Source organism: Pseudomonas sp. NPDC088444 (genome assembly GCF_044900175.1).
Taxonomy (GTDB): Bacteria; Pseudomonadota; Gammaproteobacteria; order Pseudomonadales; family Pseudomonadaceae; genus Aquipseudomonas.
The window spans coordinates 13,448-39,460 of the sequence record NZ_JBJDNK010000021.1; the positions used below are offsets into that span (position 1 = coordinate 13,448).

Below are 26,013 nucleotides of genomic sequence, written 5' to 3' on the forward strand. Positions count from 1 at the left end.
TCCTTAACCCTGACGCGTGCCGCCGGTCTGTTTGAGGAAGTTGGCGAACAGCTCATGGCCCTGCTCGGAAAGAATCGACTCAGGGTGGAATTGCACACCCTCGACGTTCAGGGTCTTGTGGCGCACGCCCATGATTTCGTCGACAGAACCGTCTTCAAGCTGAGTCCAGGCGGTGATTTCCAGGCAATCGGGCAGGGTTTCGCGCTTGACCACCAGCGAATGATAGCGGGTCACGGTCAGTGGGTGCTTCAGGCCTTCAAAGACGCCCTGATCTTCGTGGATCAGGTCACTGGTCTTGCCGTGCATGACCTGACGCGCACGAACCACATCGCCACCAAAGGCCTGGCCGATGGCTTGATGCCCCAGACACACGCCCAGAACCGGCAACTTGCCCGCGAAATGTTTGATCACGTCGATGGAAACGCCCGCCTCGTTCGGCGTGCAAGGGCCTGGCGAAACCACGATTCGCTCCGGGTTAAGGGCTTCGATCTCAGCGACGGTCATTTCGTCGTTGCGGATCACTTTAACATCGGCGCCCAGCTCGCCCAGGTACTGCACGACGTTATAGGTAAAGGAGTCGTAGTTATCGATCATCAGCAGCATGGTGTGCTTAACCTCTTGAATTCTGACTTGGTGCGAACCTTCGAAATCCGTGCCCGATTTCATCGCAGCGTGCCCGATCACTGAAATGATCATCCGGCAGCGGGGGCGTCACGGTTTGAAGGCAGGGTATTGCGAAGCCGGAGGGTCCGGCAGGAGAAAAGTCAGGCGCGCCAACGCCAGCGGGCGTGGGCCTTGATAACGCGCATCAAGAGTTTGCTGACAGTCGTCACGGAAGGTGTCTCATCTAAACGTTTCGGGACATTAGCGTACCGGGTCACACGGCGCAACCGCATTCTACGATAGAAAAATCCCATTGGATGCAGTCAGAACAGCGCACAGAAAGCGGATCAGCGCACATCGAGACAAACGGCGCGCGAGGCGCCGTTCCCGGCAGCGATCAGGCCTCAGGCGTCTGCTCTGCCAACGCCACGGCGCGGAACATCGCACGGCGCTTGTTGAGGGTCTCTTCCCACTCCAGCGCAGGCACAGAGTCGGCCACGATACCGCCGCCCGCCTGCACGTGCAGTTCGCCATTTTTGATCACAGCGGTCCGGATGGCGATGGCGGTATCCATGTTGCCGTTCCATGCCAGATAGCCCACCGCGCCACCGTAAACGCCACGTTTGACCGGCTCCAGTTCGTCGATGATTTCCATCGCCCGAATTTTCGGCGCACCAGACAACGTGCCCGCTGGCAGAATCGCCCGCAAAGCGTCCATCGCACTCAGGCCTTCCTTCAACTGGCCGGTGACGTTGGACACGATGTGCATCACGTTGGAATAACGCTCGATGACCATCTTCTCGGTCAATTTCACCGAACCGATCTCGGAGACGCGCCCGGTGTCATTACGGCCCAGATCAATGAGCATCAAGTGCTCGGCAATTTCCTTGTCGTCGGACAGCAGGTCGACTTCCAGCGCGTGGTCGGCTTCTTCGGTCGCGCCGCGAGGGCGTGTCCCGGCAATAGGACGCACGGTGATCAGGTTGTCTTCGACCCGCACCAGCACTTCCGGCGAACTGCCGACAACGTGGAAGTCGCCGAAGTTGAAGAAATACATGTACGGCGTTGGGTTAAAGCAGCGCAGCGCGCGATACAGATCGATCGGCGCGGCCTTGAAATCGATGGACATGCGCTGCGACGGCACCACCTGCATGCAGTCGCCCGCCAGGATGTATTCCTTGATGGTGTCGACGGCTTTTTCGTAGTCGCCCTGAGTGAAGCTGGAGCGAAATACCGGATCGGCCGCCTGTGGACGAGTCAGGTCCAGACCGCGACGTGGCGTGATCGGCTGACGCAATTTATCCATCAATCGATCGAGGCGCGCGCGACCATTTTCAAAGGCTTCCGGTTGCGTCGGATCGACCAGCACGATGGCGTGCATCTTGCCCGCCAGGTTGTCGAACACCACCACGGCGTCGGACACCATCAGCAGAATGTCAGGCACGCCCACTGGATCAGGGTTCGGGCATTTGCCCAGACGCGGTTCGACGTAACGCACGCAGTCATAACCGAAGTAACCCACCAGACCGCCGTTGAAGCGCGGCAGGCCAGGGATGGTCGGCACGTTGTAACGCGCTTTGAAGGTCTCGACGAAAGCCAGCGGGTCTTCAACCTCCAGACGCTCGGTCTCGACACCGTCATGGGTCACGCTGACGGTATGATCGTGCACACGCATCACGGTGCGGCACGGCAGGCCGATGATCGAATAACGCCCCCACTTCTCGCCGCCCTGCACCGACTCCAATAGATAGGAGTTCGGCTCATCGGCAAGTTTCAGGTAGATCGACAGCGGCGTGTCGAAGTCAGCGATGGTTTCAAGGGCAAGCGGAATGCGATTGTAGCCTTCAGCGGCCAAACGCAGGAATTCTTCGCGGGTCATGATCAGCCTCGTGGTCTGAGGGTAAAACGGTCAGGTGTGCAAACGCGCCGCAGGTGCGGCCAGATTCAAGTCAGGCGCGCCAACGCCAGCGGGCCAAGGCCTTGATGACTTTCATCCAGAGTTTGCGAGTGACCACCACGATGGATTCTCTAAAGGAGGGGGCTTGAACGTCGGGCAACGTTATCTCAGCCCCAGCCTCTAAGCAACCGGGAATCAGTTTGCGCAAGTCGTCGATGACCAGCGCCGGAGATTCTTCGGCAATCGGGCGTCCATGGTTGTAGCCGTAGCTCAACGCGACACACGCTACGCCAGCGGCCTTGGCCGCCAACACGTCATTGCGCGAGTCACCCACGAACAGCGATTGCGACCCCGGAATACCGGACATTTTCATGACGAAAAACAGCGCAGCCGGATCGGGCTTCTGCTGGGGAAGCGTGTCGCCGCCGACGATCCAGCGGAAGAATCGTCCCAGCTTCATGTCATCCAGCAGCGGCGCGACAAAGCGTTCCGGCTTGTTGGTGATCAGGGCCATTTCGACACCCTGCTTTTGCAGCCACTTGAGCGTCTCACGCACGCCCGGGTAAACCCGGGTCAACGAGTGATTGTCGCCGTAGGCTTCCATGAAGATGGCCAAGGCTTGCTCGGTCTCGGCCTCATCGACCGCCGAGTGATCCATGTCGTTGGCCAGCGCGCGACGTACCAGTACCCGCACGCCATTGCCGATCCAGTCGCGAACCCGCTCGATACCGGCAGGTGCGCGACCGAGCTGGATCAGTGTCTTGTCTACAGCTGCGGCCAGATCCGGCACCGAGTCGACCAGCGTGCCATCCAGATCGAACATGATCAGTTTGGGCAGGCGACCTGGAAACAGCTGTTCGAAGCCGCTCATCAGCGCGCCAACGCCAGTTCTGCACGCATCTTTTCAATGACTTCTTTGTAGTCAGGCGCATTGAAAATGGCCGAGCCTGCCACGAAGGTGTCCGCGCCAGCGGCGGCGATTTCGCGGATGTTGTTGACGTTGACGCCGCCATCGATTTCCAGACGGATGCCACGACCGGACGCATCGATCAGCGCGCGGGCTTCGCGCAACTTGTTGAGCGTGCCGGGGATGAATTTCTGACCGCCGAAGCCTGGGTTGACGCTCATGAGCAGGATCATGTCGACCTTGTCCATGACGTACTCAAGCAGGTTCAACGGGGTCGCCGGGTTGAATACCAGACCGGACTTGCAGCCCGCTTCGCGGATCAGTTGCAAGGAACGGTCGATGTGCTGGGTCGCTTCCGGGTGGAAAGTGATGTAGGTCGCACCGGCTTCGACGAAGTCGCCGATGATGCGGTCGACCGGGCTGACCATCAGGTGCACGTCGATCGGTGCAGTGATGCCGTATTTACGCAGTGCCGCGCAGACCATCGGGCCGATGGTGAGGTTGGGGACGTAGTGGTTGTCCATGACGTCGAAGTGAACGATGTCGGCGCCAGCGGCCAGAACATTGTCGACTTCCTGCCCCAGACGGGCGAAATCGGCGGACAGAATCGACGGAGCAATAGCGAAGGGCTGCATGACGCACCTTTTTTGAGCGAAATCACGGTGGCGCGCATTGTACTCCAAGAGTTTGAAACATGGTGTGTGTGGCGGATGAATGCGGGGGCATGTAGTCGCAATGTAACTGATGCGCACGCCCCTGCAGCAGTCCGCCGGACTTGATCGTACCCACGCTCTGCGTGGGCACGATCAACATGCGGTGGTACATCCGAAAGAGATGGATTGGATGTACCGGCCAATCGCGAATGAATTCGCTCCTACAGGGCCCGTGTTTATAGCTCACAGGGGATGTGTCTCGATCAATCCACCAACGCTTCTTCCTTTACGCGCTCAGCCTTGGCCGCTGGCTTGGCATCCACCGCTTTCAAGTCCTTGCTGAACGTGCCGTCCACTTCGCCCTTGAAGAAATTCTTGCCGTAGATCAGCAGGCACAGCACCACGCCAATCCCGAACGCCCAGCTCGCGCCCTTGATCGCCAACACTGCGCCGATCACGCCCGCGATCCCCAAGTCGCGCTGGCTACGGGCTTCGAGGATACCCAAACGCACGCTTACGTAACCTTGAATCAGCAGAGTCAGCGACAACGCCACACCCAAAATTGGCTGCACCAGCGTCACGACTGGCAACAGCAGCAAACCGGTGTTGGTGCCCCAACGGAACGAGCCCACGCCGCCGATGATCGACTGCATGGCTTTCGGGCCGCCTTTGAAACGCTCGATCACCACGACCAACATCGCCGCCCATTTCGGTCCACACATGGCGACATCCGGGCCAAAGATGCTCATGAAGGCGTTACGCGCGCCAAAGATCCAGTGAGCACGATCCGGGTTGTAATCGACGACTTCGTCGGTACGCACCGTTTCCGCCTCATCGAGCAGCGATTTCGCACTCAGCACGTCGCCAAACACGATGATGTACACCGCCAGCATGGTCGGCAGGGCCGAGATGAACATCGACAGTGGCGGCATGCCCAGCCCAAAAACGGTGTAGTTGTGCCACAGCCCGGCGAAGTCCGGCTTGCTGATGCCCCATTGAATGGTCGGCCACGGCGCTTCGCCGAACAACGGTGCAATGACCACGGCCAGCAGGATGATCGGCAGAATCCCCAGTTTGGCGAAGTTCCACCAGAAGCGGTTGCGCTGTTTCAGCTCGTTGAAGTGCTGCGAGAAGATCAGGTAGAACGCGATGCCGACGGCGATGGAAATGGTCCAGGGCAGTACGTTGAATTTGCCGCCGACCTGAAATACTGCAATCACCGCACTCAGACCGGCGCCCACGATGATTCCGGACTTGATCGCCGGGGGCACGTATTCGACGACCTTCCTAGCCATGCCCGTCGCGCCGAGTGCTATCGAGAACACCCCGAGCATTAACTGAAAGGCAATCAGCGCATGAACACGCTCAGGTCCCATGGGGAATTGCGCGCAGTAGGCCATCAGCAAAGGAACGGCAGGGGTGATCCAGCCGGGAACGGTCGGGTCGCCCAGCAGGTGGTGTGTCAGGTAGAGCAAACCGTTGAGCATGACGACCGCCAGCGCCACTTCGAATGGCATGCCGAGCAGTTCAGTCATCAACGGAATGGCCGCCAGGTCCACTGCACACATCAGCAGACCTTGCAGGTAATCCGGCATCTCGAACTTGTAGTGAATGAACGGCAACCGGACCTTGAATGGGCCGAGCGGGATGTACGGGCTTTCGCTCCGCTGTTGAGGAGAGTTGGACATGCTGTGTACCTGTTTTATTGGTCTTATTTCTGGGTCGTGTCGCGGCATACGCCCGAACCGCTGGATCGGGCGTTGTGTTTCTGGGATCAGTAAGCGGCGCGGTAGATCTTCTCGATATCAGCGGCGGTCAATTTGCGAGGGTTGTTGCGCATCAGGCGGTCGATTTTACTGGCCTCTTCGGCCATGGCCGGGATCGCGTCTTCCGGCACGTTGAAACTGCGCATGCCTGTCGGGATATCGACGGCGGCGCACAGGTCGGCCATGGCTTTGACGGCCTGATCGGCGGCGTCTTTATCGCTCAGATCAGCAACCCGCACGCCCATGGCTTCGGCGATGTCACGGAAACGCTCGACGCAGGCCATCTTGTTCCACTCCATCACGTAGGGGAGTAGCAAGGCATTGCTGACGCCATGGGCGATGTTGAAACGACCGCCCAAGGGATACGCCAACGCATGCACAGCGCCTACGCCCGCGTTGCCGAAGGACATGCCCGCCATGAGGCTGGCAGTGGCCATGTCTTCGCGGGCTTGCAGATTGGCCGGGTTGGCGTAGGCCTTGGGCAGAGCCTTGGCGATCAGCTTGATGGCGCCAAGGGCAATGGCGTCGGTGATCGGCGAGGCGTTGACCGACAGGTACGACTCGACCGCGTGCACCAGTGCGTCCACGCCGCTGGCCGCCGTCACGCTGCGTGGGCAAGTGAGGGTCATGACCGGGCTGACGAGGGCGACATCCGGCAGCAGGTAATCGCTGACGATGCCCTTTTTCAGTTGGGCCTCTTTATCGGAGAAGATCGCCACGTTGGTCACTTCCGAACCGGTGCCTGCGGTGGTCGGGATCGCGATCAGCGCAGGGCCTTTGCGTTTTACCAGATCGACACCGAACAACTCGGCCAGCGGCCCCTCGTGACCGGCAAACGCCGCAACGCCCTTGGCGATGTCGATGGCGCTGCCGCCACCCAGACCAATGAGGCCATCATGACCGCCTTCGCGAAAGGCGCGGGTACAGTCTTCGACGATGGAAATTTCAGGCTCGGGTTTGACTTGATCGAAGATGCCGTAACGACGACCACCCAGTTGCGCCAGCGCAAGGTCGACGGTGCCGGACTTGACCAGAATGGCGTCTGTGACGATCAGGGGGTTATTGACGTTGAGGCGAGTCAGTTCGCCAGCCAACTGTTCGATGGCGGCTTGGCCAGTAATCAGTTTGTTGGCGATTTTGAAGGCGCTGATTTGAGAGGCAGAGAGGCTCATCGGGCTCGTCCTGTGTGCGTTGTTTTATTGGAAGACGTGCCGAAGGAAATAGCTAAAGCTGTGCCAACCCTCGCAAAGCCGCGTGCTAGAAGGCTTTGCGAGAATCACGCGGTGTTTGAAGGGGTTTGACCGGCCAGTCTTGATCAGCTTTCTGATCGAATCAGACGGGCTTGATTGAAATGCTAATCAGAGCGTTCCCAGCGCTTCATCTTCTGCACCACGGTTGCCTGACTTACACCCAGCGCCTTGGCCGCAAGCCGCGTGGTCTTGTGCATCTGCAACGCCGCCTTGATCGCCGAGCGCTCGGCGTTCTCCAATACTTTGCGCAGCGGCAGACGGCTGTCGTCGGTGCTCTGCGGATTGAGGTTGAGGATCTCCTCGGGCAGATCCAGCGCTTCAATGGTGCCGCTCTGGTTAGTGACCACTAATCGCTCAACAATGTTGATCAACTCGCGAATGTTGCCTGGCCAGGCGTACTCGCACATCAGGTCGAGGGCTTCGAGGCTCCATTGCACCTGCCGTTCGTAGCGGGTGTTGAAGCTGTCGAGGTAGTAATGCAGCAATGGCGGGATCTCTTCGCTGCGCTCGCGCAGGGCCGGGATACTGATCGGCACGACGTTCAGGCGATAGAACAGGTCGGCGCGAAACTTCCCTTCGGCCACCAATTGCTTGAGATCGTGATGCGTGGCGCTGATGATGCGTACGTCCACTTCCTTCAGCTCCAGCCCACCGACGGGGATGAAGCGATTTTCTTCGATGACCTTGAGCAGCTTGACCTGCACCGGGAGCGGCAAATCGCCGATTTCGTCGAGAAACAGTGTGCCGTGATGCGCGAGTTCCAGCAGGCCGCGCTTGCCCTTCGGCCCCGCCCCGGTGAACGCGCCGGGGGCATAGCCGAACAGCTCGGCCTCGATCAGGTTCTCAGGCAGCGCACCACAGTTCAGCGCCAGAAACGGCTCGCTGGCCCGGGGGCTAGCGTTGTGGATGAACTGCGCGACGAGGGTTTTACCCACGCCGGTCTCGCCTTGCAGCAGGACTTTGACCGAGCTGCTGGCGACTTGACGGGCCAATGCGAACACGCGACCAAACACTTCCTGATCGGCCATCAGTGGCGAGTGCAGCAAGTTGTCCCGCTGACCGGCGTGAAGCTTGGCAGTGCTGTTGCGCAGTTGTTTGAGCTGTTGAAGCTCATCACGCTCGTGCTTCATGCGCAGCAGTTCGGTCATGTCGCGCACGGTGCTGACGACGTAGGAAATGCGGTGATCAGCGTCAAGAATTGGCGTGGCACTGACGAGGAGCTTTTTCCCCTGGCTCAGGCTCTGCATCACCGAGACGGGGCGGCCTTCCTGCAAAACGCGCAATGACGCCGATTGCGAGATGACGCCCTCCTTCACCAACGCCTGCATCGAACGGCCAATGAGGTCCGCGCCACTCAGGCCAGTGAGCCGTTCGTAGGCGTGGTTGACCTTGAGCGTCGTGCCCTGGCCGTCGGTGATGTACACGCCATCGTGCAAAGCGTTGAGCAGTTCTTCGAAACTGGCATCGTTGACGTTCACCGAGGGGCTCCGTGGCGAGGTGAGGAGCGGTGAAGTTTAACGGATTGGAGGGCGACGCAGAGCGTCACGGGATGCATGCCCACGCAGAGCGTGGGCACGATCAAAACGTTGTGGGAGCCGGCTTGCTGGCGAATCCGGCGAGTCAGTCACCAAAGTCGGCACAGACATTCCGCTTTCGCCAGCAAGCCGGCTCCCACAGGGGAAAGCATTTCAACTCAAACGGATCACTCCGCCGAGGTGCGCAACTTCTCACTACGCCCGCGCAGCCATTCCAGCAGCAGAAGCAACAGCACCGAGAAGCCAATCAGCAGGGTCGCCGCGGCAGCAATGGTCGGGCTGAGGTTTTCGCGAATGCCGCTGAACATCTGCCGAGGCAGGGTCGCTTGCTCAGGACCGGCGAGGAACAGCGTGACCACGACTTCATCGAACGACGTCGCGAAAGCGAATAGCGCCCCCGAGATCACACCCGGCGCGATCAGTGGCAGGGTCACGCGGCGGAAGGTGGTCACGGGCGACGCACCGAGGCTCGCAGCCGCACGCACCAGGTTATAGTTGAAGCCTTGCAGCGTGGCCGACACGGTGATGATCACGAACGGCACACCCAACACGGCGTGCACCAGAATCAGCGAGATATAGCTGTTGCCCAGCCCCAACGGCGCGAAGAACAGGTAACTCGCCACGCCGATGATCACCACCGGCACGACCATTGGCGAGATCACCAACGCCATGACCAGCGATTTACCGGGAAAGTTGCTGCGGGTCAGGCCAATCGCCGCCAGCGTGCCGAAGCCCATGGCGAGTAGCGTGGAGGCCGGAGCGACGATCAGGCTGTTTTTCAGCGAACGCATCCATTCGGCTGAGCCGAAGAAGTCCTGATACCAATGCAGCGAGAAACCTTGCAACGGGTACACCAAAAAACTGCCCGAGTTGAACGACAGTGGCACGATGACCAGCACGGGCAGCACCAGAAACAGCAGAATCAGCCCACACAGGATGCGCAGCGTGTAGTACCAGACCCGCTCAGTGGGCGAGGAATAAGGGCTCAACATGGTCATTCTCCTCAGCTCAGGCGCAGGCGGCTGGCGCCAACCAGCCAGCTATAAATCAGGTACAGCACGACAGTTGCCAGCAGCAGCAAGCCACCCAACGCGGTCGCCATGCCCCAGTTGATACTGGTGTTGGTATAGAAAGCGACGAAGTAGCTGACCATCTGATCGTTCGGGCTGCCAAGCAGCGCCGGGGTGATGTAGTAACCAATCGCGAGAATGAATACCAACAGGCAGCCGGCGCCTACACCTGCATAGGTTTGCGGGAAGTACACCCGCCAGAAGCTGGCGAACGGGTTGCAGCCCAGGGAAATCGCGGCACGCATGTAGGTCGGCGAGATGCCCTTCATCACGCTGTAGATCGGTAGAATCATGAACGGCAGCATGATGTGGACCATCGAGATGTACACGCCGACCCGGTTGAATACCAGTTCCAGCGGCTTGTCGATAATGCCCATGGCCATCAGCGCGCCGTTGATCAGGCCGCCGGATTGCAGCAATACGATCCACGCTGCCACCCGCACCAGAATTGACGTCCAGAACGGCAACAGCACCAGAATCATCAACAGGTTGCTCTGGCGTGCAGGCAGGTTCGCCAGCAGGTAAGCAAGCGGGTACGCGAGGAACAGGCAGATCACGGTGATCACCAGGCCCATCCAGAAGGTGCGGGCGAAGATGTCGAGGTAGATCGCTTGATCCGGGGTCGCGGGGGCGATTTCGCCGAGGTCGTCGATACGATGATCGACCGACGCCAGCAGATAATAGGCGGTGAAGCTTGAGGTGTTACGACGGATCGCCTGCCAGTACGCAGGATCGCCCCAACGCTCGTCGATGGCCTCCAGACCTTCTTTATAAGAGGCGGGTTCTTCGCTGAATGGCAGGGCGCGAGCGGTTTTGGTCAGCAGGCTGCGATAACCGGCCAGCTCCTGGTTCAGACGTTTGGACAGGTCGCCCAGCGTCTGGTTTTTACGGGCTTCGGCCAGATCCTGGCTCGCTGCCTTGTAGACCGCTTCAGGAGGTAAGCCTTTACCGTCCCACTTGGCCACTTCAGTCACGGTGAGCGGCATGCCGCCGACCACTTCGGGGTTGTTCACGCTCTTGTAGAGCAGTGCCGCAATCGGCACGAGAAAGACCAGCAACAGGAAAATCGCCAATGGCGCGATCAGCGCCTGAGCCTTCCAGCGGTTGACGCGCTCGGCACGGGCCAGGCGTTGCTTCAAGGTCGGGCTGGCGCCTTCAGTCAGGGGCACGGCGGTGGCCATAGCGAACTCCGAAATCTTTCAACAAAGGATGGGACTGTTTACTCGATGAGAAAGAACAGTCACATCCGGGTCTGACGCAAAAATGGCATGGACGAAAATCCGTCTGTGGGAGCCGCCCGCAGCAAGCGGCTCCCACAATTTCTGTCCAAGCGGTTTACCGCATGGGTCTTACTTGGCAGCCCATGCGTTGAAGCGCTGCTCCAGTGACTCGCCGTTGTCGGTCCAGAAGCTCACGCTCAACTGCACCTGATCCTTGATGTTCTCAGGGGTGGTGGGCATGTTTTTCTGGTTGTCGGCGGTCAACAGGCTGACAGCCTGGGAGTTGGCCGGACCGTAAGCGATGTTCTCGGAATAGGTCTTTTGTTGCTCTGGCTGGAGGGTGTAGGCCAGGAATTTCTTGGCTTCTGCTACGTTTTTCGCGCCCTTCGGAATGGCCCAGGAGTCGAAGTCGTAGACGCCGCCGGTCCAGACGATTTTCAGGTTGCTTTCTTTTTGTACCGCAGCGATACGGCCGTTGTAGGCCGAGCTCATTACAACGTCACCCGATTGCAGGAATTGCGGCGGCTGAGCACCGGCCTCCCACCACTGAATGTTTGGCTTGAGCTTGTCGAGCATCTTGAAGGCGCGGTCCTGACCGTCTTTGCTGGCCAGCACTTTGTAGACGTCTTTCGGTGCAACGCCGTCGGCCATCAGTGCGAATTCCAGGGTGTATTTGGCGCCTTTGCGCAGGCCACGCTTGCCCGGGAATTTTTCAGTGTTCCAGAAATCAGCCCAACTGGTTGGTGCGGTTTTCAGTTTGTCGGCGTTGTAAGCCAGCACGGTCGACCACACGAAGAAGCCCACGCCGCAGGTCTGAATGGCGCCTGGTACGTAATCTTCTTTCTTGCCCAGAATGGCCGGGTCGATCTCTTCGAACATGTCTTCGTCGCAACCACGGGACAGCTCTGGGGATTCAACTTCTACCAGGTCGTAGGTCACGCTTTTGGTGTCGACCATCGCTTTGACTTTGGCCATTTCACCGTTGTACTCACCGGCAATGATCTTGCCGTTGCCCGCTTTTTCCCAAGGTGCATAGAAGGCCTTTTCCTGAGCCGCCTTGTTCGCACCACCGAAGGAAATGACAGTCAGGTCGGCCGCCATGGCTTGCGCCGCGCACATCATGCCGACCGAAAGGGCGGTGAGCTTCAATGTCTTGAGCATTTGTTTTTCTCTCCACGAACAATGTTGGTTAAGCAATGGGGCGATTCGTTCGCCTCTGGGTGCATCGGGTTACGCATACCGCAGGTGAATCAATGCGCTTCCTGCAAAGGGTCCAGCGCGCGTGCGTGCTCGACCTGCCATCCAATGGGCACAACGTCGCCAACGCTCAATGCCGGGTCCAGCTCGGCAATCGGCTGCTTGACGAAGAAATCGGTTTTACCGGCCACTTCCAGACGTACACGCACGTGGTCGCCCAGATAGATGAATTCAGCGACGCGGCCGGAGAAGCGGTTCACGCAACTTTCGCTGCGACCGTTCAGATTCACGCGTTCAGGGCGGATCGACAGCGTCACCGGACTGCCCGCAGCGCCCACGTTGACTGCCAGCGCCTCAACCTTCTCGCCGCGGCCCAACGTCACCAGGCAACGGTCACCGGTCTGGCTGAGCAAGGTGCCGTTGATGCGATTGTTTTCGCCGATGAAGTTGGCGACGAAGGTGTTCTTCGGCTCTTCGTAGAGGGTACGCGGCGGGGCGATTTGCTGGATTTCGCCTTGATGGAAAACCGCCACGCGGTCCGACATGGTCAGCGCTTCGCCCTGATCGTGGGTCACGTAGACCACAGTCACGCCCAGGCGCTGATGCAGGTGTTTGATTTCCATCTGCATGTGTTCGCGCAATTGCTTGTCAAGGGCGCCGAGGGGTTCATCCATCAACACCAGTTGCGGCTCGAACACCAGCGCGCGGGCCAGGGCCACACGTTGCTGCTGGCCCCCGGACATCTGCGCCGGATAACGATGGGACAACGCGCCGAGCTGCACCATGTCCAGCGCACGTTTGACCTTCTCGGCGACGTCAGTTTTGCTCATGCCACGCACCGACAGCGGGAACGCCAGGTTCTCGGCCACCGTCATGTGCGGGAACAGCGCGTAGTTCTGGAACACCATGCCGATGTCGCGCTTGTGCGGCGGCACGTTGTTGATCGAACGACCCGCCAGCAGGATCTCGCCCGCAGTCGGCGTTTCGAAACCGGCGAGCATCATCAGGCTGGTGGTCTTGCCAGAACCCGACGGCCCCAGCAGGGTGAGAAATTCGCCTTTGCGAATGTCCAGGTTGAGGTCTTTGACGATCAGGGCTTCGCCGTCGTAGCTCTTTTGCACACCACGAAAGCTGACCAGAACATCATTCGCCCCAGCGCTTGAATCGACGTTGCTCATTACCCACACCTTTGTTTAATCAACCGTGGAAACAAGCCTAGATGAGGCTACAAGCCGCGCAAATCGGGGCGTAGGAGAGATTGGCCTAAGCGAGATGGAAGGTTCTGTGTAGGGATTGCCCTACACGGATGGCGGGAATAGATACGTTAGCTTGTAGGCCTTTTTTGTATCTCTTGTCAGACGGATTACCTCGCTGGAACAGACACCGTACCTGTGGGACCGAATTCATTCGGGATGACAGATGTTCAGACGCCACATCTGTGTGATCAGAACCAACGTATCGCGAATGAATTCGCTCCCACAGGGATAAACAGCGTCGGCGAGGATGTCGCTTTCAGACCAGCTTATGCTCCATCGCGTACTTCACCAGCTCGGCCAGCGAGGTAATGTTGAGCTTCTGCATCAGACGCGCCTTGTGGGTACTGATGGTCTTGCTACTTAGCGCCAGTTGCTGGGCGATGTCGTTGACGTTGGCGCCCTGGGCCAGACGCTCGAACACCGAAAACTCGCGTTCGGACAACAGCGAGTGCAACGGCCGACTGTCGGTCAGCCCCACCTCGAAGACCATGCGATCGGCCAGGTCTGGATCGATGTAACGCCCGCCCGACGCCACCCGTCGGATCGCCGTCAGCAACAATGCCGGGTCGCTGTCTTTGGTCGCATACCCTGCCGCGCCGATCTTCAACGCGCGGGCAGCCATCTGGGCCTCATCGTGCATCGACAACACCAGAATCGCAGGCGGGTTGTTCAACGCTCGGATTCTTGGGATGGCCTCAAGCCCGTTAACGCCCGGCATGGAAATGTCCAGCAGCACAACCTCGCACTCGGTGTGACGCAAGGCCTCCAGCAACTGCTCGCCGTTGCTGGCCTCCCCGGCCACTTGCAGGTCTTTGGCCAGACCGATCAACTGCTTGATGCCTTCACGAACGATGGTGTGGTCTTCGGCGACCAATACGCGAATCACTGCACGTGCTCCTGAGCGACCTGTTCCAGCGGAATGTAGATACGCAAGGTTGTGCCTTCTCCCAGCGTGCTGTCCAGTTGCAATCGTCCGCCCATGATCAACACCCGCTCGCGTATTCCCACCAGACCGAACGATGCAGGCCGTTCTTCTCGTTGATCGAAACCCCGTCCATCGTCCGCCACACTCATGCACAACACGTCGTGGCTGAGGCTCAGATTCAGCTCGACAGTATGGGCTCGGGCGTGACGCATGACGTTGGTGAGCGACTCTTGAAGAATACGGAACAGACCAATGGCCGTCGCGTCAGGCAAGGTCGGCAGGTTTTCCGGGACTTGGACGAGACAGGGAATTTGTGTGCGCGCTTCAAAGCGTCGCGCCTGCCATTCGATAGCTGACGCAATGCCCGCATCAAGAATAGGGGGGCGCAATGCCGTGGCCACGTCTCGCACCAACTGAAACAACTGGGCAATCAAACGCTTCATGCTGTTCAATCGGTCACGCAGTCCAGGATCGAGATCGGCGTAGGCCAGTTCACACATCGACGTTTCCAGCTTCAGCACCGTCAGCATCTGACCCAGTTCGTCGTGCACTTCCCGCGCAATTCGCGCCTTTTCCTCTTCCCGAACCGTTTCCAGGTGCGCCGACAGCTCACGCAGTTGCTCGGCCAACACCTGAAGACGCGCCTCGCTTTCTTGCAAGGCCGCAAGGGAGCGGCGCCGTTCGGTGACATCGGTGATGAAGACCACGAGATACTCGGCATCCCGGAATCTCAAAAAACTCAGTGACACGTCGGCGGGCAAAATGCTGCCATCGGCGCGCACGCAATTGCTCTCGAAGTTCTGTGGGGTCTCATCGCTGGAGCGCGCGTTCTTCCACAGGTTGAGCCAGCGGTCCATATTCAGGTTGGGCTCGAAATCGATCAACGGCCGATCCACAACACCACCCGGCGCATACCCCAGCATGGTCTCGGCGGCCTGATTGGCGTAGCGCACGTGGCTGTCCCAGTTGACCCAGAGAATCCCGACCGTGCTTTGGTCGATGGAGAACTGCGCCAGACGCAACGCTTCCTCATTGGCCAGGCGCTTGGCGATGTCTTCGCGAGCGGCCAGCAGATCTCGTTCCAATATTTGCTGTTCTTTGCGCTGCCAGAACACGATGGCGGCGCTGGCCATCAGCAGCACCAGCAGCAACAACGAAATGTTTTTCCACAGGCCAGGCATCTCGCTGACCTGCGGGTACTTGGGTTGCAGCCACTGGGCGTGCAGTTGGTCCAGATCCTTCGGCGCAATAGCGCTCAGTGCCTGACTGATGATGTCAGCCAGTATGGGCATGTCACGACGGGAGGCCACTCGCAGCAGTTGCGGAAAACCAATGTCGCCCACGACCGCCAACCCGGCGAATTCGCTTTCGCGAGACAAACGGCTGAGCTGCGCCTCGTCGACCACCGCATAGCGCGCTTGCTGGCTCAACAACAATTGCAGCGCTTGTCGCTCCAATGGCACGCCTTGCACATTCAAATGAGTGTAGTTGGAGCGCAAATAGTCGGCAGTGGCACTGGGCATGCGCACGGCGATCCGCACCTGGCTGTCGAGCTTCTCAAGGTCCACGGCGCCCGAGCCATCACGCTCACCGACCACCAGTTGCGGCACCCGCATGTAGGGGTCTGAATACAGCCACATGCGCAGGCCCGCAGGCGTTTGGGTCAGCCCCGGCGCGAAATCGATCTGCCCATCGGCCAATGCTTTTTCAAGCTCGGCCTGATCGCTGAAATTACGCCACAGCAATTCAACTTGCAGGGTTTTGGCCATCAGATTAACGAGGTCGACGTTCGCACCTGACAGCACCTGTGCGCGTCTGTCGTATTGCGCGTACGGCGCCTGCAACACCAACCCCACACGTAACTGGCCGCGCTGGTTGAGCCACTCACGCTGAGCCGTGCTCAAGGCGTCCGGAGGCACTGTCGGCACGCCCGCAAACGCTGTGGAGAACAACGTGCTTATGACCATCGCCATCAAGAGCACAATTGGACGGCCGATAACCCAAAGGCACCGCACAGGGATTCTCAACCTGTCATCTCCACTTTTCTGAATCCTGATCAAACGTGTGGGGTGCGCGGCACGATTGGCCGACGCCATTCGCTTGCCTGACAAACCGCCATGAACCCATTAGGCTGCCAGAATTGTTTCTGGCCTTTGGAATATTCGATGTCCTACACCTTTCGCGCAATGTTTCCCGCGCTCTGTCTGACGCTGATACTACCTTGCTCGTCGCTTGTGATGGCAGCCGATCCCGCCCCTGCCAAGGATGACAAGCCTGCCGAGGCGCCTGTCGAACGTGCAGCGCTGCCGTCACGCAGCCAGGAAGACGCGGTAGCGCTGGAACGCCAGGTGCCGCCGTCCGAGCAGCAACAGTTGCAGGCCGGTGACGAAAACTTTCTGGCCCTGTGGAAACAGGCCAATACGGACGACCCTAAAGGCGCGGTGATTATTGTGCCGGGCGCGGATGAGTCAGCGGACTGGCCAAACGCGGTGGGTCCGCTGCGACGCAAACTGCCGGACGTGGGTTGGGCGAGTCTGAGCCTAAGCCTGCCAGACGCCTACAACGACGGCGTTTTCGCACGGGAAGCGGACGCGCCTGCGGCGGACGACAAGGCTGCGGCTGACAAAGATAAAACCAAGGCACCCGACCCGGCAGCCGCGGCCGAGGCAGATGCCGCAGCGACAGCGGCACAAGCGGCAGCGCAGGCTGAAATCGCCAAGGCCAATGCCGAGAAAATCTTCGCACGCATCGACAGCGCCATCGCGTTTGCACAACAGAACAAAGCCCGTAGCGTGGTTCTGTTGGGGCACGGCACAGGGGCGTATTGGGCGGCGCGGTATTTAAGCGAGCGTCCGGCGCCGGCCATTCAAAAGCTGGTAATGGTCACCGCCGTCGAGAATGGCAAGGACACGCCGTCCTTGGTCGACATTTTGCCGACGCTCAAGGTGGCGACGGCGGACTTCGTCAACAAGGAAAAATCAGTGCCCCGCCAGCAGGCTCAGGATCGCCTGGACGCGAGTAAACGGGTGAAGAACTCGCGTTTCACGCAAGTGGCCTTGAGTGCGATTCCGGGTAATTCGGCGATGGAACAGGATCAGTTATTCCGCCGGGTTCGTGGGTGGCTGGAGGCGGAGTAACCCCGACATTGCTTTTGAGTCTGCCCTGTGCCCCCCCTTATCGAAACCCGCGCCTGTCGCGAATCACCGCATAGGCGTTGTGCAACTCACGGGTTTTCTCGGTGGCGTCACGCACCTGCACCTGACTGGCCCCCGTCCCCGCCACTTTGTCGGGGTGATGACGGCTCAACAACCGCCGGTACGCGCGTTTGATCTGCGCAGGCTCCGAATCCGCCCTGACGCCCAACAAACGCAGCGCTTCCTGATATTCCCCTCCGCTGCTGGCAGGCGCTCGTGCACGTTGATCATCTTCAGTCGCCGATAGCGCCTGGACCTTGTCTGCCGTCCAACCCAGCCACTTCCCCCACAGTACGATCAGCTCACGCTCGGTGCGGGACGCCTTGCCGTCCGCCCAGGCCATGCGCCAGCACGCTCGCAGCAACCCTTCCGCCGCGTTGGGCTGTGGTTTGAGGCGCGTCAGGTGAACCCGCAAATTGTCGCGGCCATCCTTGCCTCGATTGAACGCGGCAATCGCACGACGCGTCGCAGGCTCGCTCAGGTCCAGACGACGCATTTCGACACGCGCCTGCTGGATATGGCCATCGACTACCCGCCCTTCACTCTTTGCCAGGCGGCCCAGCAAGATGAAAATCAGCTCGTCGTCCCGTGGGACTTTTCGCCCACTGGCCCGCTCGCGCAACTCGGCCAGGCTCTGCACGTGCAGTCGCCGGTCGAGCGCTTGCCCCAGCAGCGCACCCAGCATTGCGCCGGGGATGCTGGCAATTGCATACCCGGCGCCACCGCCGATCACTGTGAATGGCCAGAGCATCTAGGATTTCACCGCAAGGATCTGCTCGACTTCCGCCAATCGTTCATGGGTTCCGACGTCCACCCAGCGACCGGTGAAATGCTCACCAGTCACCTGCCCTTTCGCCATCGCTTCACGTAACAGCGGCGCGAGCTTGAACGCGCCATCACTGCAACCGGCAAACAACTGTGGATGCAGTACAGCGATACCACTGTAGGTCAGCCGTGAAAGGCTGGCATCGTCGCGTACTTCACCACCCACCAGGGCGAAATCACCCGAGGGGTGATGCAGCGGGTTGTCCACCAGCACCAGATGGGCCAATCCGTTGATCGGCGCATTCAACGCCGTGAAGTCGCAGTCGGTCCAGATATCACCATTGACCACCAGAAACGGCTCGTCGCCGAGCAGTGGCAGCGCGCGAAAAATTCCGCCACCGGTTTCCAGCGGCTCGCCTTCGGAGGAATAGCGAATGCTCAAGCCCAGCCGCTGACCATCGCCCAGATACGTCTCAATCTGCTGGCCCAGCCAGGCGTGGTTGATCACCACCTCGGTAAAACCCGCTACCTTTAACGCGTGCAGGTGATATTCGATCAGCGGAACACCACCGGCACGGACCAACGGTTTGGGCGTGTGCAGGGTCAACGGGCGCAGGCGCTCGCCCTTGCCTGCTGCCAGAATCATCGCTTTCATGCATCCCTCTTAAAAACAGTCGTCACATCCATCCCTTCACGATGGCTTTTATTTTGGCTGGGCGAGGCTGATCAACAAATGGCTCAATTCAACCAGCTCAGGCCGGCGCGCCAGGACCGCCTCTATATAAGAGAAGAAGCGCGGGACATCGGCGACATAACGCGGCTTGCCGTCACGATGGCAAATACGCGCAAAGATACCAATGACCTTCAAATGCCGCTGCACGCCCATCAGGTCACTGGCACGACGAAACTCCTCGAAGTCATCCTGCACCGGAATTCCGACAGCCGCGGCACGTTCCCAGTACGCCTTCAACCAACCGACGACACGCTCTTCCGGCCAGCTCAGGAAGGCGTCCTTGAACAGGCACGTGATGTCATACGTCACCGGGCCATAAACCGCATCCTGAAAATCCAGTACACCAGGGTTCGGCTCGCTGACCATCAGATTGCGCGGCATATAGTCGCGATGCACCAGAACCTTGGGTTGCGCCAAGGCACTCTCGATCAACACATCACTGACACGCTGCCAACTCGCTTGCTGCGAGGCGTCAAACTCGATACCCAAATGGCGCTTCACGTACCACTCGGGAAACAGCTCAAGTTCGCGACGCAACAGGGCGACGTCGTAGCTGGGCAATGGCGTATCCATCGGCAATTGCTGATAGGCCAGTAACGCATCGATGGCATCTGCGAACAGTTGATCGGCATTTTGCTCATCAATCACGTCGAGATATGTTTTTCGACCCAGATCATTGAGCAGAAGAAAGCCTTGAGTCAGGTCTTCGGCATAAATTTTCGGAACATTAATACCCGACTTGCTTAATAAATGAGCAATGTCCACGAACGGTTTGCAGTTTTCCTGAGGGGGTGGCGCATCCATCACGATAAAAGTTCGGCCCTCACCTTCCCAACGAAAATACCGACGGAAACTCGCGTCACTGCTGGCCGCGGTCAATGTGGCCGGGGGAATCGCGCCCCAGCCCTGGGCTGCGAACAATTTTGGCAACTGCTCATCGAGCCAGACTTTCAGGTGTTGCAGACGTACATCTTGATCTTGCATTACAAGGGTCTCCGACGGCGCTAGCCGTCAAGCGGGTCATGCTTTATTATCCGACATCTTTTTCAGCCCATCGAGAGGCGTGCGGCCCCCCCGCGGGCAGATGGCGCGCAGGAAGCCCGGACTAATAAGATGGCATTGAAATCCCCCGCGTTTCGTAAAAAATTTCCGTTGCTGGTAACCGGCAGTTTGCTGGCGATGCAACCTCTGGCCACCCAGTTCGTGTTTGCGGCTGAACAGTTCGACTGTGCGGCGTCGGCAACGGGTTCCTGGGATTGCTCCCCGAAAACCAATACTGCCCAGTTGCCTCCGCGCCCTGTGCACGACGCCAACAGCGTGTCGTCCAACAGCAGCACGGCGACGACCGAGTCGACGACGACCACCGAAAGCGGTGAGGTCGTGCCCAAGACGATGCTGGTCACCGAAGCCAAGGGCCGTGGCCTGAAATCGCGCAGCGCCGACTACAGCCACCTGGACTGGGTGCCTCGCGAGAAGCTGACCGCTGCCCAGTTGGCAGAGACCGGCCCTTATTGCTCCGGTGCCTACATCGAGCCGATTCGCCCTGGCATGGACGACAAGACCGCCAAGAGCGACGCGCCGACCTTCATCGGTGCCAAGGCTTCGCGCTATCAACAGGACGAACAGATCGCCAGCCTGGCCGGTGATGTCGTCATGCGTCAGGGTTCGATGCAGGTCGAGGCCGACGAAGCGAGTCTGCACCAGGCCGAAAACCGTGGCGAGCTGAACGGCGATGTCCGTCTGCGTGACAACGGCGCCCTGATCGTCGGCGACCACGCCGAGATCCAGCTGGACACCGGCGAGGCGAAAGTCGACAACGCCGAATACGTGCTGCACAAATCCAACGTGCGCGGTAATGCGCTGTACGCGCGTCGTGCAGAAAACGCCATCATCCGCCTGAAGGACGGTACGTACACCACGTGCGAACCGAGCAGCAACGCCTGGACGGTGAAGGGCAACAACATCACCCTGAACCCGGCCACCGGTTTCGGTACGGCGACCAACGCAACCCTGCGCGTGAAGGACATTCCGATCCTCTACACGCCGTACATCTATTTCCCGATCGACGACCGTCGCCAGTCCGGCTTCCTGCCACCGACCATCGGTGCCAGCAGCGACACCGGCTTCTCGTTGCTCACCCCGTACTACTTCAACCTGGCGCCGAACTACGACGCCACGTTGTACCCGACCTACATGGCCAAACGTGGTCTGTTGCTGGAAGGCGAGTTCCGTTACCTGACCAAGAGCAGCGAAGGTCAGTTCGGTGCGGCTTACCTGAACGACGACAACGATGATCGCAAGGACCAGTCCGATTACAAGGACACGCGCTGGATGATCAACTGGCAGGATCGCAGCGGGCTGGATTCACGCCTGACGTCCAAGGTCGATTACACCAAGGTCAGTGATCCTTACTACTTCAAGGATCTGAAGAGCGGCCAGGAAGGCGTCAGTCAGCATGACTTCCTGAACCAACAGGGCGCATTGTTCTATCGCGGCGACAGCTATAACGCGATGCTCAATGTCCAGCAGTATCAACTGACGACAGTGACTCAGATCACGCCATACGGCCGTCTGCCACAGCTGACCCTGAACGGCGTATTGCCCTACAACCCGGGTGGTCTGAAGTTCGGTTATGACACTGAGCTGGTTCGTTTTGATCGTGATTTGCGTACGGGCAACTACACCGACGAAGACGGTAATTCAACCGCTCGCCTGGACAGATCCATTTTTGGCATCGAACGCGCCAACGGCAACAGATTGAACCTGGCGCCTTCGATCAGCTTGCCGCTGACCGCCAGCTATGGCTATGTCACACCAAAGCTGAAGTACGTTTACACGAAGTATGATCTTGATCTGGATGGACAAGGCAAAGCGGACCTCCTTACCGCAAGGAACCAGACTGCTGGCTATCAGGAAAACTTCGACAGCGGTGTCGACCGTTCCATCCCGGTTGCCAGTATCGACAGCGGCCTGTACTTCGATCGCAACACCAACTGGTTCGGCACAAACTATCGCCAGACGCTCGAACCGCGGGCTTACTACCTGTACGTGCCTTACAAGGATCAGACCGACATCCCGATTTTCGACTCGGGTGAAACCACGTTCGATTACGCCTCGCTGTTCCGCGACAACCGTTTCGTCGGCTCCGACCGTGTCGGCGACGAGAACAAGCTGTCGCTGGGCGTGACCAACCGCTGGATCGAAGACAACGGCTTCGAACGTCAGCGCTTCAGCATTGGTCAAGCGTTGTACTTTGCAGATCGCAAGGTTCAACTGCCAGGCATCAGCTATCAGGACCGTAAAGACGCACAGTCTGACGTATCGCCTTACGCGCTTGAATACGAATACCGCTTCAACCGCGACTGGCGCCTCAACTCGACCTTCAACTGGGACCCGGACAGCCGCAGCACCCGCTCGGGCAGCGCGATGTTCCATTACCAGCCTGAAGACGAGCCGGGCAAAGTGTTCAACGCCGGTTACCGCTACCGTAACGACCAGGTTCGCTACGACCAGACCACCGGTCGCTGGAGCGTGGGCGGTGGTGACGCAGTCCTGCCAGATGGTTCGGTCATCAAGGACTATTACAAGATCGAACAGCATGACTTCTCGGTCATCTGGCCGGTCGTACCACAGTGGAGCGCCATTGCTCGCTGGCAATATGACTACAACCGTAGCCGCACGCTCGAAGCCTTTGGCGGCTTTGAATATGACAACTGCTGCTGGAAGCTGCGTCTGATCAACCGTTACTGGGTTGATTATGACGAGTCCACTCAAGAGGTCGCGCAGAACGAAAAAGGCGACCGCGGCATCTTCCTGCAAATCGTGTTGAAGGGGCTTGGCGGCGTTGTTGGCCAGAAAGTTGAAAGCTTCCTCGACAAAGGCATCCAAGGTTATCGTGAACGTGAAGACCAAGCTTTCTGATTGTCTGCGCCCGCTGATGCTGGGCGCTCTACTCATCGGTACCGTGGTGCACGCAGAAGTGCGCCCCATCGACAGTGTCGTTGCCATCGTCGACAACGACGTGGTCATGAAAAGCCAGCTCGATCAGCGGACCCGCGAAGTTCAACAGACCATCGCCAAGCGCGGGCAAGGCGTTCCGCCTGCCAGCGCGCTGGAGTCTCAGGTTCTGGATCGTCTGATTCTGGAAAACCTGCAACTGCAGATCGGCGAACGTTCCGGCATTCGCATCACCGATGAAGAACTGAACCAGGCCGTTGGCACCATTGCTCAGCGCAACAACATGAGCATCGACCAGTTCAAGGCCGCACTGGCTCACGACGGTCTGTCGTACCAGAGCGCCCGCGAACAGATTCGTCGTGAAATGATCATCAGCCGCGTGCGTCAGCGCCGTGTGGCCGAGCGCATCCAGGTGTCGGAACAGGAAGTGAAGAACTTCCTGGCTTCGGATCTGGGCAAGGCGCAATTTTCCGAAGAGTACCACTTGGCCAACATCCTGATTCCTACACCGGACAGCGCAACTTCGTCGCAGATCCAGGAAGCAGCGGCCAAGGCCAAAGACATCTACGGCAAGCTGCAACAAGGCGCGAACTTCGAGCAACTGGCCATTTCCTCTTCTGCCAGTGAAAGCGCACTGGACGGCGGCGACATGGGCTGGCGTAAAGCCGCGCAACTGCCTCCGCCGTTCGGCGACATGCTGAACTCGATGAGCCCTGGCGAAGTGACGCCTCCAGCCCGCACGCCGGGTGGCTTCATCATTCTCAAGCTGTTGGCAAAACGCGGCGGCGAGACAGAGACCCAGATGCGCGACGAAGTTCATGTCCGTCACATCCTGATCAAGCCAAGCGAGATCCGTAGCGAAGCTGAGACCAAAATGCTGGCTCAGCGCATCTACGATCGTATTCAGAACGGTGAAGACTTCGCCGAACTGGCGAAGAACTTCTCGGAAGACCCGGGTTCGGCGCTCAATGGCGGCGACATGAACTGGGTTGACCCACGCAACCTGGTCCCTGAATTCCGCGACGTGATGAACGAAACGCCACAAGGCGTGGTGTCCAAACCGTTCCAGACTCAGTTTGGCTGGCATGTTCTGGAAGTTCTGGGCCGCCGCGCTACCGACAGCACCACCCAGGCTCGCGAACAGCAGGCCATGACCGTGCTGCGCAACCGCAAATACGACGAAGAGCTGCAAACCTGGCTGCGCCAGATACGCGACGAAGCCTACGTTGAAATCAAGCTGCCTGGCGCTGACCAGGCTGCCAAGTGAAGCCCCGGCGCTTCGCGCTGACACCCGGCGAGCCCGCCGGCATTGGTCCTGACCTTTGCCTGCTGCTCGCCGCGCAGTCCCAGCCCTACCCCCTGATTGCCATCACCAGTTGCGACCTGCTCAACGAGCGGGCCGCGCAACTGGGCGTGGCTGTTCGACTGATTCCCGTCACGCCGGACGCATGGCCTGACGCCCCAGCACCGGCTGACAGCCTGTATGTCTGGGATACCGCTCTTCAAGCGCCCGTGGTTGCCGGGCAATTGAACACAGCGAACGGCCCGTTTGTGCTCGAAACCCTGACCCGTGCGGGTCTAGGCTGCATGAACGGCGATTTTGCCGGAATGATCACAGCGCCCGTTCACAAGGGCGTGATCAACGAGAGCGGCATCGCGTTTTCAGGCCATACCGAGTTTCTGGCTGAACTGACTCGAACCGAACAAGTGGTGATGATGCTTGCCACAGGCGATCTGCGTGTGGCGCTGGTGACCACTCACCTGCCGCTGCGCGACATCGCCGACGCCATCACCCCTGAACGACTGGAGCGCGTTACACGTATTCTTCACGCCGATCTGGTCAACAAGTTCGGCATCGCCCAGCCGCGCATTCTGGTCTGCGGACTGAATCCGCACGCGGGAGAAGGCGGTCATTTGGGCCGCGAAGAGATCGACATCATCGAACCCACTCTGGAGCGTCTGCGCAACGACGGCCTAGATCTACGCGGCCCGTTGCCCGCCGACACTCTGTTTACCCCAAAATATCTGGAGCACTGCGATGCAGTGCTGGCGATGTACCACGACCAGGGCCTGCCCGTGCTGAAGTACAAAGGCTTCGGCGCGGCGGTCAACATCACACTGGGTCTGCCGATCATCCGTACGTCTGTCGATCACGGCACCGCGCTGGATCTGGCGGGCAGCGGAAAAATCGACACCGGCAGCCTCAAGGTCGCTCTGGAAAACGCCTATCAGATGGCCGAGACCCGTACGTAAATGACTGAGCAATACCAACACAAGGCGCGCAAGCGCTTCGGCCAGAACTTCCTGCATGACGCGGGCGTGATCGACAAAATCCTGCGCTCCATCCGCGCCAGGGCCGACGATCGCATGCTGGAAATCGGCCCGGGTCAGGGTGCGTTGACCGAAGGTCTGTTGAGAAGCGGCGCCAAGCTGGACGTCGTCGAACTGGACAAGGACCTGGTGCCGATCCTGATGGGCCAGTTCAGCCATTTGCCGAACTTTAACCTGCACCAGGGCGATGCCCTGAAGTACGACTTCAACACCCTGAACGCAGCGCCCAATACACTGCGCGTGGTCGGCAACCTGCCCTACAACATTTCTACACCGCTGATCTTCCACCTGCTCGATAGCGCGCATCTGATTCGCGACATGCACTTCATGCTGCAAAAAGAAGTTGTCGAGCGTCTTGCTGCCGGTCCGGGCGGTGGCGACTGGGGCCGTCTGTCGATCATGGTTCAGTACCACTGCCGCGTGGAGCACTTGTTCAACGTTGGGCCTGGCGCGTTCAATCCGCCGCCGAAAGTCGATTCGGCGATCGTGCGCCTTGTACCGCACGAGACCCTGCCGCATCCGGCCAAGGATCATCGCGTACTGGAGCGCATCGTGCGCGAAGCCTTCAACCAGCGCCGCAAGACCTTGCGCAACACGCTCAAGGCGCTGCTGACCAGCGACGAAATCGCTGACGCAGGCGTGGACGGCAGCCTACGCCCTGAGCAACTGGACTTGGCCGCTTTCGTACGTCTGGCCGACAAGCTTGCGGATAAATCTGTCGCAAGCTGATGCACTCAGGACATGTCCGGTCAGA

The 26,013-nt window shown here is 59.3% G+C and carries 21 protein-coding genes; 5 read left to right on the forward strand and 16 right to left on the reverse strand.

Annotation, left to right across the window (positions count from 1 at the left end; genetic code table 11):
• Positions 1-3: 3 nt before the first annotated feature.
• The 13 genes from ACI2KB_RS27980 to ACI2KB_RS28040 form a co-directional block, all read right to left on the reverse strand.
• Positions 4-603, reverse strand: a complete 600-nt coding sequence (locus tag ACI2KB_RS27980) for an aminodeoxychorismate/anthranilate synthase component II (RefSeq protein ID WP_404640155.1) — start codon at positions 601-603, stop codon at positions 4-6.
• Positions 604-1,000: 397 nt separating this feature from the next.
• Entirely contained in the window at positions 1,001-2,482 is a 1,482-nt protein-coding gene (gene trpE, locus ACI2KB_RS27985) for an anthranilate synthase component I (RefSeq protein ID WP_404640157.1), read from the reverse strand.
• A gap of 70 nt (positions 2,483-2,552) precedes the next feature.
• Positions 2,553-3,371 carry a phosphoglycolate phosphatase gene (locus ACI2KB_RS27990; protein WP_404640159.1) on the reverse strand — a complete coding sequence of 273 codons (819 nt, stop codon included), beginning with the start codon at positions 3,369-3,371 and terminating at the stop codon, positions 2,553-2,555.
• Positions 3,371-4,042 (reverse strand): ribulose-phosphate 3-epimerase, encoded by a 672-nt coding sequence (gene rpe, locus ACI2KB_RS27995; protein WP_404640161.1) that lies wholly within the window; start codon positions 4,040-4,042, stop codon positions 3,371-3,373. Before rpe ends, ACI2KB_RS27990 begins: the two co-directional genes overlap by 1 nt.
• A 281-nt stretch (positions 4,043-4,323) precedes the next feature.
• A complete protein-coding gene (locus ACI2KB_RS28000; RefSeq protein ID WP_404640163.1) occupies positions 4,324-5,748 on the reverse strand; it encodes a hypothetical protein in 1,425 nt (474 codons plus the stop codon).
• An 86-nt stretch (positions 5,749-5,834) separates the two neighbouring features.
• A complete protein-coding gene (locus ACI2KB_RS28005) occupies positions 5,835-6,998 on the reverse strand; it encodes an iron-containing alcohol dehydrogenase (RefSeq protein ID WP_404640165.1) in 1,164 nt (387 codons plus the stop codon).
• Positions 6,999-7,180: 182 nt separating this feature from the next.
• Positions 7,181-8,554 carry a sigma-54 interaction domain-containing protein gene (locus ACI2KB_RS28010; RefSeq protein WP_404640167.1) on the reverse strand — a complete coding sequence of 458 codons (1,374 nt, stop codon included), beginning with the start codon at positions 8,552-8,554 and terminating at the stop codon, positions 7,181-7,183.
• A gap of 224 nt (positions 8,555-8,778) precedes the next feature.
• Complete coding sequence (locus ACI2KB_RS28015) at positions 8,779-9,603, reverse strand: ABC transporter permease (protein ID WP_404640169.1); 825 nt, start codon at positions 9,601-9,603, stop codon at positions 8,779-8,781.
• 11 nt (positions 9,604-9,614) lie between these two features.
• Positions 9,615-10,862, reverse strand: coding sequence for an ABC transporter permease (locus ACI2KB_RS28020; protein WP_404640171.1), 1,248 nt, complete (start codon positions 10,860-10,862; stop codon positions 9,615-9,617).
• A gap of 168 nt (positions 10,863-11,030) precedes the next feature.
• Positions 11,031-12,062 carry a polyamine ABC transporter substrate-binding protein gene (locus tag ACI2KB_RS28025; protein ID WP_404640173.1) on the reverse strand — a complete coding sequence of 344 codons (1,032 nt, stop codon included), beginning with the start codon at positions 12,060-12,062 and terminating at the stop codon, positions 11,031-11,033.
• A gap of 89 nt (positions 12,063-12,151) precedes the next feature.
• A complete protein-coding gene (locus ACI2KB_RS28030; protein WP_404640175.1) occupies positions 12,152-13,276 on the reverse strand; it encodes an ABC transporter ATP-binding protein in 1,125 nt (374 codons plus the stop codon).
• Between the two features lie 334 nt (positions 13,277-13,610).
• Positions 13,611-14,240 carry a response regulator gene (locus tag ACI2KB_RS28035; protein WP_404640177.1) on the reverse strand — a complete coding sequence of 210 codons (630 nt, stop codon included), beginning with the start codon at positions 14,238-14,240 and terminating at the stop codon, positions 13,611-13,613.
• The gene (locus ACI2KB_RS28040; RefSeq protein ID WP_404640179.1) at positions 14,237-16,375 is read right to left on the reverse strand and encodes a histidine kinase; all 2,139 of its coding nucleotides are present in this window, start codon (positions 16,373-16,375) and stop codon (positions 14,237-14,239) included. The genes ACI2KB_RS28035 and ACI2KB_RS28040 overlap by 4 nt, the downstream gene beginning before the upstream one ends.
• 69 nt (positions 16,376-16,444) lie before the next feature.
• Here ACI2KB_RS28040 and ACI2KB_RS28045 point away from each other — a divergent pair, with 69 nt between their 5' ends.
• Positions 16,445-17,416: an alpha/beta hydrolase family protein gene (locus ACI2KB_RS28045; protein ID WP_404640181.1), complete on the forward strand. Its 972-nt coding sequence runs from the start codon at positions 16,445-16,447 to the stop codon at positions 17,414-17,416.
• Between the two features lie 37 nt (positions 17,417-17,453).
• Here ACI2KB_RS28045 and ACI2KB_RS28050 read toward each other — a convergent pair whose 3' ends face one another.
• Genes ACI2KB_RS28050 through ACI2KB_RS28060 form a run of 3 tightly spaced genes read right to left on the reverse strand, consistent with a single transcriptional unit; the run spans position 17,454 to position 19,955 of the window.
• Positions 17,454-18,224 carry a DnaJ domain-containing protein gene (locus tag ACI2KB_RS28050; RefSeq protein ID WP_404640183.1) on the reverse strand — a complete coding sequence of 257 codons (771 nt, stop codon included), beginning with the start codon at positions 18,222-18,224 and terminating at the stop codon, positions 17,454-17,456.
• On the reverse strand, positions 18,225-18,893 hold the full coding sequence (murU, locus tag ACI2KB_RS28055; RefSeq protein ID WP_404640185.1) for an N-acetylmuramate alpha-1-phosphate uridylyltransferase MurU: 669 nt from the start codon (positions 18,891-18,893) through the stop codon (positions 18,225-18,227).
• A 48-nt stretch (positions 18,894-18,941) separates the two neighbouring features.
• Positions 18,942-19,955 (reverse strand): aminoglycoside phosphotransferase family protein, encoded by a 1,014-nt coding sequence (locus ACI2KB_RS28060; RefSeq protein WP_404640187.1) that lies wholly within the window; start codon positions 19,953-19,955, stop codon positions 18,942-18,944.
• Positions 19,956-20,084: 129 nt separating this feature from the next.
• On the opposite strand from ACI2KB_RS28060, the gene ACI2KB_RS28065 reads away from it, so the two are divergent.
• The 4 genes from ACI2KB_RS28065 to rsmA are packed head-to-tail and all read left to right on the forward strand — an operon-like array spanning position 20,085 to position 25,988.
• Entirely contained in the window at positions 20,085-22,892 is a 2,808-nt protein-coding gene (locus ACI2KB_RS28065; protein ID WP_404640189.1) for an LPS-assembly protein LptD, read from the forward strand.
• The gene (locus ACI2KB_RS28070; RefSeq protein WP_404640191.1) at positions 22,873-24,195 is read left to right on the forward strand and encodes a peptidylprolyl isomerase; all 1,323 of its coding nucleotides are present in this window, start codon (positions 22,873-22,875) and stop codon (positions 24,193-24,195) included. Before ACI2KB_RS28065 ends, ACI2KB_RS28070 begins: the two co-directional genes overlap by 20 nt.
• A complete protein-coding gene (gene pdxA / locus ACI2KB_RS28075) occupies positions 24,192-25,181 on the forward strand; it encodes a 4-hydroxythreonine-4-phosphate dehydrogenase PdxA (RefSeq protein WP_404640193.1) in 990 nt (329 codons plus the stop codon). The genes ACI2KB_RS28070 and pdxA overlap by 4 nt, the downstream gene beginning before the upstream one ends.
• A complete protein-coding gene (rsmA, locus tag ACI2KB_RS28080; RefSeq protein WP_404640195.1) occupies positions 25,182-25,988 on the forward strand; it encodes a 16S rRNA (adenine(1518)-N(6)/adenine(1519)-N(6))-dimethyltransferase RsmA in 807 nt (268 codons plus the stop codon).
• Positions 25,989-26,013: the final 25 nt, after the last annotated feature.

Excerpts from the sequence above, each read along its gene's own strand:
- ACI2KB_RS28065 (WP_404640189.1), top strand. The coding sequence starts at position 20,085 with ATGGCATTGAAATCCCCCGCGTTTCGTAAAAAATTTCCGTTGCTGGTA.
- murU (WP_404640185.1), bottom strand. The coding sequence starts at position 18,893 with ATGAAAGCGATGATTCTGGCAGCAGGCAAGGGCGAGCGCCTGCGCCCG.
- ACI2KB_RS28020 (WP_404640171.1), bottom strand. The coding sequence starts at position 10,862 with ATGGCCACCGCCGTGCCCCTGACTGAAGGCGCCAGCCCGACCTTGAAG.
- ACI2KB_RS28060 (WP_404640187.1), bottom strand. The coding sequence starts at position 19,955 with ATGCAAGATCAAGATGTACGTCTGCAACACCTGAAAGTCTGGCTCGAT.
- rpe (WP_404640161.1), bottom strand. The coding sequence starts at position 4,042 with ATGCAGCCCTTCGCTATTGCTCCGTCGATTCTGTCCGCCGATTTCGCC.
- ACI2KB_RS27980 (WP_404640155.1), bottom strand. The coding sequence starts at position 603 with ATGCTGCTGATGATCGATAACTACGACTCCTTTACCTATAACGTCGTG.
- ACI2KB_RS28005 (WP_404640165.1), bottom strand. The coding sequence starts at position 6,998 with ATGAGCCTCTCTGCCTCTCAAATCAGCGCCTTCAAAATCGCCAACAAA.
- ACI2KB_RS28015 (WP_404640169.1), bottom strand. The coding sequence starts at position 9,603 with ATGTTGAGCCCTTATTCCTCGCCCACTGAGCGGGTCTGGTACTACACG.
- ACI2KB_RS27990 (WP_404640159.1), bottom strand. The coding sequence starts at position 3,371 with ATGAGCGGCTTCGAACAGCTGTTTCCAGGTCGCCTGCCCAAACTGATC.
- ACI2KB_RS28045 (WP_404640181.1), top strand. The coding sequence starts at position 16,445 with ATGTCCTACACCTTTCGCGCAATGTTTCCCGCGCTCTGTCTGACGCTG.
- ACI2KB_RS28030 (WP_404640175.1), bottom strand. The coding sequence starts at position 13,276 with ATGAGCAACGTCGATTCAAGCGCTGGGGCGAATGATGTTCTGGTCAGC.
- ACI2KB_RS28050 (WP_404640183.1), bottom strand. The coding sequence starts at position 18,224 with ATGCTCTGGCCATTCACAGTGATCGGCGGTGGCGCCGGGTATGCAATT.
- ACI2KB_RS28040 (WP_404640179.1), bottom strand. The coding sequence starts at position 16,375 with ATGGCGTCGGCCAATCGTGCCGCGCACCCCACACGTTTGATCAGGATT.
- trpE (WP_404640157.1), bottom strand. The coding sequence starts at position 2,482 with ATGACCCGCGAAGAATTCCTGCGTTTGGCCGCTGAAGGCTACAATCGC.
- ACI2KB_RS28000 (WP_404640163.1), bottom strand. The coding sequence starts at position 5,748 with ATGTCCAACTCTCCTCAACAGCGGAGCGAAAGCCCGTACATCCCGCTC.
- ACI2KB_RS28025 (WP_404640173.1), bottom strand. The coding sequence starts at position 12,062 with ATGCTCAAGACATTGAAGCTCACCGCCCTTTCGGTCGGCATGATGTGC.
- rsmA (WP_404640195.1), top strand. The coding sequence starts at position 25,182 with ATGACTGAGCAATACCAACACAAGGCGCGCAAGCGCTTCGGCCAGAAC.